The sequence below is a fragment of the Thermococcus sp. PK genome (assembly GCF_000430485.1).
GTDB classification, from domain to species: domain Archaea; phylum Methanobacteriota_B; class Thermococci; order Thermococcales; family Thermococcaceae; genus Thermococcus_A; species Thermococcus_A bergensis.
Genome location: NZ_KE387149.1, coordinates 186,215 through 197,915 on the forward strand (window position 1 = coordinate 186,215; position 11,701 = coordinate 197,915).

Consider the following 11,701-nt stretch of genomic DNA (forward strand, 5'->3'; position numbering starts at 1 on the left):
CAATGCTTTTGAGAGGTCTCCCGTTCACGAGAAAAGCTTCACCATTCTCAATGTAAATGGCAATTAAATTATTTACTCCGAGGTCTATTCCTGCCGTCAGGTTGCTCTGTGGCTCTCTTGGAACTTTAACCCATTCTCCGTTAGTTAGTTTTTCCTCAACAGTGTAACTAACGTGAGCGTACCACTTCCGCTTTACCGCGTCGTAGATTATTTCCAACCTTCCCTGCTTGCCCTTGAGGTGAATTCTCCCCTTGAACTGAATTTTTAGCCTTCCAAACTTTCCGAGCCTTCTCAGCTCGATAGTGTTGTTTTCAATTTTATACTGGTCGTTCCTGAGGGGAATGATAAAGAGTTTTCTCTCATTCCCCTCCTTGACGAATTTTGGTGATCGTGGTTTGAACCATTCTGGTAGCTCTCCAGACTTTTTCTTCTTAAGTAGAGAGAAGAAGCTACGCCACGCTTCAGCATTCTTCCTTGCCAATTGTTGTACTGTTGAACCACCAACCCAGCCCTTGAACGTGTAATAGGCTTCCTTTTCCGTTGTTCCAAAGTCTATTTTCCCGAATTCTTTGAACTGTTTTAACCGCTCGTAATTGATTTTATTCCAGATTACTGCAGTAGCTTGGGCTAGCTCAAGAAGAGTTTTTTCTTGCTCCTTTGAGGGCTGGAGTTTGAGTGTTACTGTCCTTTTCATTGTCCCTCATTATTAATTTTACATCTTTGAGTTTAAAAGTGTTTTTGCTTTCCTGCTAAAGGGCTTGTTCGTGGTTGTTTGTACCCCGCCCTGAAGGGCGAGGCTTGAAAAAAGAAAAAGTCAAGAACTGCTCCCATTTCTCAAACTCTCCTTCTAGCTCTTTTAGCCTTTTCTTGGTCTCGCGATATTCTTCTTCATTTAAGATACCGCAAATGCGTTTAAGGGCCTCTGAATTTCCTTTTTTCTCCCTTAAGAGTTCCCTAAGAAGCTCGCTGAATGATTTCTTGCCCTTTATTCGTAAGAGCTCGTTGTAAACATCATCAGAGATTGTGATTGTCTTCACCATAGTCTCACCAATACATTGAATGCATGCATCATATTTAAGCATTATGGACTCGGAGGTTGGGAGGTACGATCTCTCAGAATACTCCAGAACAATTAAAAAGTAGTTTTAGGTAATACTGATTAAAGCATAGATATTTCCTTGGGTGATCAGAAATGCTCCGAGTTGGAGTCGTTGGCGTTGGGAACATGGGCTTCCACCATGCGAGGATTTACTCCGAGCTGGCAAAGGAAGGAAAAGCCAAGCTCGTTGGAGTGGCTGATGCAAACTTTGAGAGGGCTAAGGAAGTAGCTGAAAAGTTTGGAACGGAGGCTTTTGGTGATTACAGGAAGCTTGTAAAGGAAGTCGACGCAGTCAGCATTGCAGTTCCAACTTCTCTTCACAGGCAGGTCGCTCTGGAGTTTATTGAAAACGGAGTTCATGTTTTGGTGGAGAAGCCCATAGCGGAGAGCATCGAGAGTGCCAAAGAGATAATCAAAGTGGCAGAGAAGAACAACGTTGTTCTAATGGTTGGACATGTAGAGAGATTCAACCCCGCAGTCCTGAAGCTGAAGGAGACGATAGACCAGGGGATGCTCGGCGAGATAGTCACGATGAACGCCAAGAGAGTGGGTCCAATGGTCGTCAGGATAGCAGACGTTGGCGTTATAATCGACCTTGCGGTTCATGACATCGACGTGATGAGCTTTCTAGCAGATTCGAGGGTCAAAGAGGTCTACGCAAAGGCGAGGAACGTGAAGCACCCGGCCAAAGTTGAGGACTACGCCCTGATCCTCCTTGGTTTTGAAAAGGACGTGGATGGTGTAATAGAGACAAACCGCTTGACTCCCCACAAGACGAGGACTCTGAACGTCGTTGGGACTGATGGGATAGCCTACCTTGACTATATAAACCAGAGCTTAACCCTCTACGATGATAAATGGGTGCGTGAGGCAAAGATAGAGAAGAAGGAACCACTCAGGCTTGAGCTCGAGCACTTCATCGAGTGCGTTAAAGAGGGAAAGAAGCCTCTTGTTGGTGGGAAAGAAGGTCTGCACGCGCTCGAAGTTGCAGTCAAGGCGCTTGAAAGCTCAGCTAAAGATGAAGTCGTGAAGCTGGGGTGATGTTATGAAGCTCATTGGGTTGAATAGGGAGGAAGTCAAACGCATTTTCAAAGAGGGCAAGGTCACGATAGCCGTTTACGGGCTGGGAAAGATGGGCCTTCCCCTAGCTGCGGTTTTTGCCGACCACGGGGCCAACGTCATAGGCGTGGACATCAACGAAAAAGTCGTCGAGATGGTCAACAGGGGAGAGAACCACGTTAAAGAAGAGCCCGGTCTCTCGGAGCTGGTCAAAAAGAACGTCGAGGCCGGGAGGCTGCGGGCGACAACCGACGGTGTCTGGGCGGCAAAGCAGGCAGACATGATGGTCATCCTAGTACCAACACTGACCGACGAGAGGGGGAACCTAAAGCTCGACCCGGTTTACGACGTGGCGAGAAAGATCGCCAAAGGTCTGGAGAAGGGGGACATCGTCATTACCGAAGCAACAATGCCCCCCGGAACCACTGAAAGTTTGATTCCAATCCTTGAAGAAAGCGGGCTAAAGCTCGGTGAGTTCGGCCTGGCCCACGCTCCTGAGCGGACTATGACAGGAACGGCCATCAGGGACATAACCGGACAGTACCCTAAAATAGTCGGGGCAAGTGATGAGAAAACGCTCGAGGCGGTAATCGGAATCTATGAGACCATCAACAGGAAGGGCGTCATCCCAATGAGCTCGATAAAAGCGGCTGAGGCTGTGAAGGTGTTTGAGGGTGTTTACAGGGATGTCAATATAGCTCTTGCGAATGAACTGGCCCTCTGGTGTGAGGAGCACGGTCTGGACGCCCTTGAAGTTTTTAAAGCTGCCAATACCCAGCCTTATTGCCATTTGCACATGCCTGGAGCGGGCGTAGGCGGCCATTGCATCCCAGTCTATCCTTGGTTTGTAATAAACCTCGCTAAAAAGACGAATCCAAGGCTCGTAAAGACTGCTAGAGAGATAAACGACTCGATGCCCCATCATGTTGTCGAGCTCACCATTAAAGGCCTGAACGAAACTGGAAAATCTTTGAAAGGTAGCAATATCTTAGTTTTGGGTTTGACCTTTAGAGGCGGTGTCAAGGAGTTCATGAAGAGTCCTGCAATTCCTGTAATCAAAGAGCTCAAGGAGTGGGGAGCTAAAGTTTACGCTTACGATCCATTATGCACTAAGGAAGATGCGGAGCGATTTGGTGCGGAGTGGAAAGAGGACTTCAAGGACGTCGATACCATAGTCATAGTCACAGACCACAAAGAGTTCAGGAACCTGAAGCTGGACGAAATAGCAAAAGAAGTCAGAACCAAGGTTATAATCGATGGTAGAAACGTTCTTGATGTGAAAAAAGCTGAAGAGCTTGGATTTGTTTACTTGAGAGTTGGAAAGGTGTGATTTTTCTCTTTTTTCTTGAAAATCTCATTCTTTAGGGAAGGGGATGTTTTATCCTGTCAATGAGAAAATACAAGTTGTTTTCTTTCAAAAATTCAAGAAGAAGCCCTTTTTTAATTCTCCTTTTAATGAAGCACAGTATATTCAGCTAATGAATTAAGGGTTCCATAACGAGAGTGAGGGGCACTGTATGATCCGGAGGCCTCAGTGAAGTTTCGCTCTGAGGCAGGGCCCACACCTTCACCCATAAACCTTACAACTCTGGGTAAGTTGCTTGGTTTACGGTTGGATATGGACTCTGGGTCAGGGTGAAGCTTTCGCTTCGGTCCCTTCTCACACAGTACCCCTCAATATAGGATAGACTTTTAAGTATATAAAGGTTATTGTTTGATAAATTCTAATTAAGTCAAATTTAAGTTTGAAATTCTACCCAAAATAATTTTACAAAAAATAAGTTCATAAGTCAACTTTATCAAAGGTTGGGGAGGTGTTAGTAGGATATTTTTCTTTTGGAAGCCTTCCCTCTATGACAGCGGAACTCAGCATGAGAAAGGTTTAAATATTTCAAATTAGATTATCATAATCATGTATGAACAATTTGTTAACCGTTCGGATGAACTTGAAGTATTGAGAAAGGCTTATGGAAGCGGTAGAAAAGAGTTAATAATCATTTATGGCCGTAGGAGGGTCGGAAAGACCACTCTAGTTCGTAAATCTGTAGAAAGAATGAAACATGTATACTTTTTTGCCGAGGAGACCCTTGAAGAGGAAAATTTACGGGCTTTTAGAGCTCTTGTGGCGAAGGCCCTTAACAACCCACTCATAACCAAGGCTGAGCTCTCGTGGGAGGAACTTTTTGAGCTTCTTGATGGCACAGGGGTAGTGATAATCATAGATGAATTTCCCAACTTAATCAAAGCGAACAGAGGGATAATTTCAAAGTTCCAGAAAATATGGGATAACGCAAAAGATCTTAAGCTTGTCCTCACGGGCTCTTCGATAAGCATTATGGAAACCCATATCTTAGGGTACAAAAGCCCCCTTTACGGGAGGAGAACCCTTTCGATAAATCTCCGACCCTTAAATTTCTTTCACTTGCATGAGTTCTTCCCTGAGAAGAATTGGGAAGAGCTTGTGAGGATTTACGGCATAACCGACGGAATTCCCTCCTATATAAAGGAGGTGCAGTTCAGGCTTAACGCCGGTGAAACTCTTGAAGAAGTCTTTCAGCCCAATAAGCCCTTATTTGATGAGGCGGAGTTTTTGTTGAGGAGCGAGCTGAGGGAACCTGCCCGCTATTTTGCTATTCTCAAGGCTATTGCTTTTGGAAAGACGAAGTTTGGGGAAATAGTGAGCTTTACCGGTTTACCAAATTCAACGGTTTCTCAATACCTTAACAACCTTCAAACGCTCCATATAGTGGAGGAGAAGCATCCTGTCGGTGAACCTGAGAGGAAGAGGAATGCCCGCTACTATCTTAGTGATAATTATTACAACTTCTGGTTCCGCTTTATCTACCCCAATCGCTCCCAACTCCTGGAGTTTGGATACATAGAAGGGTTTGAAGATGAGTACAATAGGTATCTTGGGTTTGTTTTTGAAAAAATTGCAGAACAGTTTTTGAAGTGGTTAAACAAAAGTGGAAAGCTTCCATTCAGGTTTACGGAAATAGGAAAGTGGTGGTGCAAAACTGAAGAAATCGACCTCGTTGCACTTAACAGAGGAGAAAAGAAGGCCCTGCTGGTAGAGGTGAAGTGGAGGGATTTAAGCACAAGAGAAGCCAGGGGGATTTTAAGGGATTTGGAGCGCAAAAGTGAAGTTACTGGGCTAGAAAAGTGGGAAAGATCCTATGCACTAATCGCTAAAAACATTGAAGAAAAAGAACTCCTAAAAGATGAAGGTTGGCTTGTATGGGATTTGAGGGACTTTGAGGAAATCTTATGAACTAATCCACTTTTTCTTTTGAAAACTTGGCTTTTTATGATGCTGACCTCCTCCCCCAACTAATTTGAGCTTGTAGACTTAGTATTTATAAACACTTGATTTCAGACAATCAAGATATTTATATAGTTCTTGATTCTGGAGAATCAATAGGTGGAAAGATGAAAGATCTACTGGTTCTACAGAATCCTAGGTGCCAGGGTAGATAAAGAATGGACTTTAGAGAAATATGTTGTACTACTATTAAGTATCATAAACCCAGGAAACTTAACAGTACCGTAAAGTTCTATGGATGAACATGAATGAGCTCATGCATCTCCTCAACTGATTTGTTTATAGCTGGGCTGTTTCAAAGGTCTGTCTGGAGGAATGATTTAACTATCCCTCAAAATCTCGCGGATTCTTCTCTCATCTAACACTATTAACTCACCTAGCACTTCTTTCTATCATAAGAACTCAAGGATGAGTCTTGTTTTCCAACTCCCCTTTGTCGATGAGGCGCATTATATTCACCTACTGAATAATTCAGTGTCGGTGATAGCTCCTCCGGCGTGATTTTGACATAGTGATGAATATCCTTTGGAACTTAAACCCATAGGGCAAACATTTATAAGCCTTAATTAAATTTAATTAAATGTCATTAGAAATGGAGGTGTCAGTTATGGATGAGGAGAGAAAGTACACAACCGTTTCAATACCAAAGCCCCTCTACGACAAAATAAAAAAGAGAATTGAAGGGACTGGGTTTACTTCAGTTTCAGACTACGTCACCTATGTCTTGAGGGAAGTTTTAGCCAGCCTTGAGGAAGAGGAGAAAGAGGAAGTCTTCAGCGAAGAGGAAGAGGAAAAGGTCAAGGAGCGTCTCAGGGCTCTTGGCTACCTTGACTGAAGCTTTCTTTTTTAGGTGATAGCTATGGTCTCAAAGCCACACGGAGGAAAATTAGTCAGAAGACTAGCAGCTCCCAAGACGAGGGAGAGGATTCTGAGCGAGCAGCATGAGTACCCAAGTGTTAAAATCAACCATGGAAGGGCTATTGACCTAGAAAACATTGCTCATGGAGTTTATTCTCCGCTCAAGGGCTTCCTGACAAGGGACGATTTTGAGAGCGTTTTGGATCACATGAGATTAAGCGATGACACCCCATGGACCATTCCGATAGTCTTAGATGTTGAGAAGCCGGGCTTCGAAGAGGGAGATGCTATTCTGCTCTACTACGAAGATTTACCGATAGCTAGGATGCACGTTGAGGAAATATACACTTACAGCAAGAAGGAGTTTGCCGTAAAGGTCTTTAAAACAGATGATCCAGCCCATCCGGGAGTTTCGAGGGTTTATTCAATGGGTGATTACTTGGTTGGTGGTGAGATTGAGCTTTTGAATGAGCTCCCCAATCCATTTGCCAAGTATACCCTAAGGCCCGTTGAGACGAGGGTTCTCTTTAAGGAGAGGGGATGGAAGACGATAGTTGCCTTCCAGACAAGGAATGTTCCGCATCTTGGCCATGAATACGTGCAAAAAGCTGCTTTAACCTTCGTCGATGGACTTTTCATAAACCCTGTCCTCGGAAGGAAGAAGAGGGGCGACTATAAGGATGAAGTGATAATCAAAGCCTACGAAGTCCTCTTCAAGCACTACTATCCAAAAGATGCTGCAACTCTAGCGACAGTGAGGTATGAAATGCGCTACGCCGGGCCAAGAGAAGCAATTCACCACGCGATAATGCGTAAGAACTTCGGGGCAACACACTTCATAGTTGGGAGGGATCATGCTGGCGTTGGCGATTACTACGGCCCCTATGAGGCATGGGATCTCTTCGATGAGTTCCCAGATTTGGGCATAACCCCGATGTTCATAAAGGAGTCCTTCTACTGCAAAAAGTGCGGTGGAATGGTTAACGCAAAGATTTGTCCGCACGACAAGGAGTTCCATGTGAGAATAAGCGGGACAAAGCTCAGAAAGATGATAATGAACGGCGAACAGCCACCGGAGTACATGATGAGGCCGGAGGTTTATGAAGTAATTGGGAGCTTTGAGAACCCATTCGTGGAGTGAGCAAAACGGTGTACTCCTTTCCAATTTTTATGGTGAAAAGTTGTGAAAGAAATTGAGGTAGTTTACGAAAATGGGATGTTCAAACCTCTCAAGAAGGTGAAACTCAAGGAAGGCACTCATGGGAAAGTGATAGTTAAGGTAGGAATAGCAGATGTCATAGAAAATTTCAGCAGGAAAGTGAAAAAAGACGCTCTACAAGAGTTTCTGGAGGAAAGGAGATGATCATTGTAGATACTTCCGTCTTTATCGATACAAGTGATGGACTCCTTCAGCCATCCGAAAGAGAAGCTAAACAATGGTGGTCAAAATGAGTCTAATAATCCACCACTGGGACACTGATGGGATAACCTCAACGGCTTTGCTTGTGAAAGCATTGGGCTTGGAGAAATTCAAAAACCTAAGCCCACCCATAGGGGAATTCCGATTTGATGAGAGAATCAGGAGAGCTATTGAGAAAGAGGGAGAAATTTACGTCCTTGATCTAAACCTTCCGCATGAAGTTGAGGGCATTAGTAAAAGCATAGTCTTCATAGACCACCACATCCAGCCAAGGATAAAAAATCCAAAGGTAAAGCAGATAAACCCAGCCCTTGGTGGAGAAGAGGCCCCTTCAGCATCTTTTGTTGTTTCGGAGTACTTTAACGTGTGGAACGCCTGGAGTGCCTTGGGGGTCATTGGAGATATCGGGGAGAGGGCTTTTGAAATCCCCAAAGTTGGCGAGCTTTTGAAGATAGAAGGCCTAACAAGGAAAGATGCGTTAAGGATAGTCGAGCTCATTGATTCAAATTACATCGCGATGGACAGAGAAGGTGTGGAAAAAGCCGTCGGAGTTGTCCTCGAAAACTCTGTAAAGGGCCTTTTGGAATATGAGCCCTGGATCAGGAAGGCTGAGAGCATAAGGAAAGCTATTGAGGATGCCCTCTCCAAGGTGGAGGTCAGGAAAGGAATTGCATTCATAGATTTCGAGAGTCCTTTCAACATAATCTCCAAGGTGGCCAGAAAAGCAGTTTGGGAGCTCGGCTATGAGGGGGCAGTTGTTGTTAATAGGAACTTCCACGGGAAGGCCCAAGTCTACTTCAGAGTTTCCCCTAAAAAAGCGGAGGAAATCAACATGGGAGAGATAATCTCTCAACTCAAGGAAAAGAGTTTCAATGCAGGAGGTAAAAGGGAAGTTCTGGGCTGCATATGTGAGAAGAATAGAATTGAAGAGGTTTTGAATATAATTAACGCTCATCTGAGGTGATCAATATGGAAAAGAGAATAAATGAAGGGATTGAGAAAGTTAAGAAGGTCTTTGTCATTGGTCTTGACTCAGCCCCGCCTGAGCTCTTATTTGGCAGATTTTTGGATGATTTACCCAACATAAAGAAGCTTGTGGAAAAGTCTATCTATGGCCCTATGCAGAGCACAATTCCGGCCATTACAATTCCGGCCTGGATGGTTATGGCCACTGGTAAAACACCTGGAGAACTTGGCCTTTACGGCTTTAGACACAGAAAGAGAGGCACTTACAACGACATATGGATTGCTCACTCCTTGATGATTAAGGAGAAGGCTGTGTGGGATTACATAGCCGAGAAGGGCAAGAAGTCAATTTTGATTGGAATTCCCCCGAGCTATCCGCCTAAGAAGGTGAACGGTTATTTGATTAGCTGTTTCATTACCCCAGATGCTTCCGTGGATTACACCTATCCCAAGGAGCTCAAGGGTGAGATAGAGAGGCTTGTGGGAGAATACATGTTTGATGTTGTCTTTAGAAAAGAAAACAGGGATGAGACCAAAGAAGGGCTATGGGAGATGACGAAGAAGAGGTTTGAGGTTATAAGGTATTTGATTCAGGAGAAGGATTGGGACTACTTCCAGTTCGTGGAGATCGGCCTTGATAGGGTTCACCATGCATTCTGGAAGTACTTCGATGAGAACCACCACCTTTATCCGGGCGATGACAACCCATACAAAAACGTCATTCCAGATTACTATAAGCTTCTCGATGAGGAAATTGGGAAGACTTTGAAACTTCTTGATCTGGACGAAACTGCAGTGATAATAGTCTCTGACCATGGTATAAAGGCTATGAAAGGTGCCTTTGCAATAAACCAGTGGCTCATTGATGAGGGATTGTTGAAGGTCAAGAATCCAGAGATTCTGAAGGAAGGGAGGCAGGTTAGATTCAACGAGCTCGATGTGGACTGGAGCAAGACGATAGCCTGGGCCTGGGGAGGTTATTACTCCAGAGTATTCCTGAACGTCAAGGGAAGAGAGCCCCACGGAATAATTGAGCCCTCTGAATACGAAAAAGTTAGGGATGAAGTTGCCGAGAGAATAAAGGGCATTAGGGGCCCCAACGGTGAGAAGTGGAACACCAAGGTCTTCTACCCTGAGGAGATATACCCGATAGCCAAGGGAGACAAACCGGATTTGATGGTTTATCTGGATGACTTGAACTGGAGAGCCGCTGGGACCTTAGGTTACGATACTCCATATCTTTTAGAGAATGATTTGGGCCCAGACGATGCGGTTCACGCTGAGTACGGAGTTTTCTCTCTCTATCTCCCGGGAATGGAGGAGTCAAAGAAAACGCAGCTCACCATCTATGACTTCGCACCAACTGTGCTCAAGCTCTTTGGAATGAAGAAACCGCTCAGAGGGAGAAGTTTAATTTAGCTTGAATTTTAAATATAATTTTAGGAGGGTCAAATCAATGAAGATAGTGTTCATCCCTCATGCATTGGAGCGAATGAAAGAAAGAAAAATTTCCAAAGAGTTGGTTATTGAAACCATCACGTCTCCTGATGAAGTTTACATTGGATATTTTGGGAGAAAGGTAGCACAGAAACGGTTGAATGGAAAGTTAATACGCGTTGTGTATGAGGAAAGTAAAGATGAGGTAGTTGTAATAACAGTTTATATAACTTCAAAGCTTACCAAATATGGGGTGAAAAATGATGAAAATCTCCTATGATCCAAAGCATGACATTATGTACATCAAGTTTTCAGAAGCAAAAATAGTTGATACTGTTGAAGTTGACGAAGGTGTACTTATAGATTATGGTGAAAATGGAGAGATAGTAGGAATAGAAATTATCAATGCCTCTATAAGATTCCATGGCAAACCTCTGGATGAGATCACCATAAAAATTGAAGAATCGACAGTTTTGTAACCATCTTGGGCCTTGGAGGGAGTAAGATGACAAACTTAGAGAAGGGCTTTACAATATGGCTCACGGGCCCAAGCGGGGCTGGAAAAACCGTTTTAGCCGATGCTTTGAAGAAGAAGCTCGTGTCAATGGGCTACAGAGTTGAAATCCTCGATGGTGATGTCATAAGGAAGACCCTTTATCCTGAGCTGGGCTTTTCCAAGGAAGCAAGGGAAATGCACAACAGGATAGTCATTCACATGGCCAAGCTCCTCTCAAGGAACGGTGTAATAGCCATAGTCTCACTGATTTCGCCGTACAAAGCCGTTAGGGAATACGCCAGGAAGGAGATAGGGAACTTCATTGAGGTATACGTCTACGCCCCCCTTGAGGTTAGGATTCAGCGCGACCCAAAGGGGCTCTACAAGAAGGCTATGCGTGGTGAAATAAAAGGGTTGACAGGTTATGATGGAGTTTACGAGGAGCCGGAGAACCCTGAGGTAAAGGTAGACTCCTCGAAGATGACGCCTGAAGAGGAAGCGGAGCTAGTTATTCAAAAGGCTAGGGAGCTTGGCTACCTTCCATGAGGGGATGTTCATGAATTTTATTTTCATTTTTCTCGGCTTCTTAGTTGGATTTCTCGTGGGACTTACGGGCATGGGTGGAGGAGCATTGATGACCCCCTCATTGATATTCCTTGGGGTAGATCCGGTGATAGCTATTGGTACCGATTTGCTTTATGCAACTATTACCAGGGTTTTTGGTGTGTTCTTCCATAACAGGAATAACAGCCTTAGGCTTGATCTGGCTTTGAGGCTCTTTGCCGGGAGTTTACCTCAGTTTTTCTTCTGAAAGCCTCGCCCTTTAGGGCGGGGATGCAGTAAACTACCCAACAGCCCTCAAACAGGAAAGCGAAAAGCATTTTAAGCAATAATGCAGACCATACATTAAGGGGTTCACAATGAAACCCGAATCACCAAGAATCAAAAGAACAAGACACGCAAAACACTTCATAACCTACCATTTCGTCTGGATACCAAAATACCGGAGAGACATTCTCACCGGAAAAGTCGTCGAGAGACTCA

The 11,701-nt window shown here is 44.3% G+C and carries 14 protein-coding genes and 1 pseudogene; 13 read left to right on the forward strand and 2 right to left on the reverse strand.

The genetic code is table 11. The features are described 5' to 3' along the window. Together THEPK_RS02850 and THEPK_RS02855 are read right to left on the reverse strand one after the other, a co-directional pair. Positions 1-694, reverse strand: a 694-nt coding sequence (locus tag THEPK_RS02850) for an RNA-guided endonuclease InsQ/TnpB family protein (RefSeq protein WP_042698095.1), incomplete at its 3' end; no start/stop codon positions are given. Positions 695-749: 55 nt separating this feature from the next. Further along, positions 750-1,040 (reverse strand): antitoxin VapB family protein, encoded by a 291-nt coding sequence (locus THEPK_RS02855; protein WP_083965022.1) that lies wholly within the window; start codon positions 1,038-1,040, stop codon positions 750-752. 152 nt (positions 1,041-1,192) lie between these two features. On the opposite strand from THEPK_RS02855, the gene THEPK_RS02860 reads away from it, so the two are divergent. The 13 genes and pseudogenes from THEPK_RS02860 to THEPK_RS12935 form a co-directional block, all read left to right on the forward strand. Continuing rightward, complete coding sequence (locus THEPK_RS02860; protein WP_042698098.1) at positions 1,193-2,140, forward strand: UDP-N-acetylglucosamine 3-dehydrogenase; 948 nt, start codon at positions 1,193-1,195, stop codon at positions 2,138-2,140. A gap of 4 nt (positions 2,141-2,144) precedes the next feature. Further along, the gene (locus tag THEPK_RS02865) at positions 2,145-3,488 is read left to right on the forward strand and encodes a nucleotide sugar dehydrogenase (protein WP_042698100.1); all 1,344 of its coding nucleotides are present in this window, start codon (positions 2,145-2,147) and stop codon (positions 3,486-3,488) included. A gap of 582 nt (positions 3,489-4,070) precedes the next feature. Then, positions 4,071-5,429, forward strand: coding sequence for an ATP-binding protein (locus THEPK_RS02870; protein ID WP_042698103.1), 1,359 nt, complete (start codon positions 4,071-4,073; stop codon positions 5,427-5,429). 658 nt (positions 5,430-6,087) lie between these two features. Beyond that, positions 6,088-6,315, forward strand: a complete 228-nt coding sequence (locus tag THEPK_RS02875) for a ribbon-helix-helix domain-containing protein (protein ID WP_042698106.1) — start codon at positions 6,088-6,090, stop codon at positions 6,313-6,315. 24 nt (positions 6,316-6,339) lie between these two features. Continuing rightward, entirely contained in the window at positions 6,340-7,479 is a 1,140-nt protein-coding gene (gene sat, locus THEPK_RS02880; protein ID WP_042698109.1) for a sulfate adenylyltransferase, read from the forward strand. A gap of 42 nt (positions 7,480-7,521) precedes the next feature. Next, the gene (locus THEPK_RS02885) at positions 7,522-7,701 is read left to right on the forward strand and encodes an antitoxin family protein (protein ID WP_042698114.1); all 180 of its coding nucleotides are present in this window, start codon (positions 7,522-7,524) and stop codon (positions 7,699-7,701) included. 85 nt (positions 7,702-7,786) lie between these two features. After that, complete coding sequence (locus tag THEPK_RS02890) at positions 7,787-8,722, forward strand: single-stranded-DNA-specific exonuclease RecJ (protein ID WP_042698116.1); 936 nt, start codon at positions 7,787-7,789, stop codon at positions 8,720-8,722. 5 nt (positions 8,723-8,727) lie between these two features. Further along, complete coding sequence (locus tag THEPK_RS02895; protein WP_042698119.1) at positions 8,728-10,143, forward strand: alkaline phosphatase family protein; 1,416 nt, start codon at positions 8,728-8,730, stop codon at positions 10,141-10,143. A 37-nt stretch (positions 10,144-10,180) separates the two neighbouring features. Continuing rightward, complete coding sequence (locus THEPK_RS02900; protein ID WP_042698123.1) at positions 10,181-10,441, forward strand: DUF4258 domain-containing protein; 261 nt, start codon at positions 10,181-10,183, stop codon at positions 10,439-10,441. Continuing rightward, on the forward strand, positions 10,425-10,640 hold the full coding sequence (locus THEPK_RS02905; protein WP_042698127.1) for a DUF2283 domain-containing protein: 216 nt from the start codon (positions 10,425-10,427) through the stop codon (positions 10,638-10,640). The genes THEPK_RS02900 and THEPK_RS02905 overlap by 17 nt, the downstream gene beginning before the upstream one ends. Before the next feature lie 26 nt (positions 10,641-10,666). After that, positions 10,667-11,203, forward strand: coding sequence for an adenylyl-sulfate kinase (cysC, locus tag THEPK_RS02910; RefSeq protein WP_042698130.1), 537 nt, complete (start codon positions 10,667-10,669; stop codon positions 11,201-11,203). 10 nt (positions 11,204-11,213) lie between these two features. Beyond that, positions 11,214-11,453: pseudogene (locus THEPK_RS02915) on the forward strand (TSUP family transporter); the annotation flags it as partial. Positions 11,454-11,577: 124 nt separating this feature from the next. Further along, positions 11,578-11,701, forward strand: a 124-nt coding sequence (locus tag THEPK_RS12935) for a transposase (RefSeq protein WP_198011279.1), incomplete at its 3' end; no start/stop codon positions are given.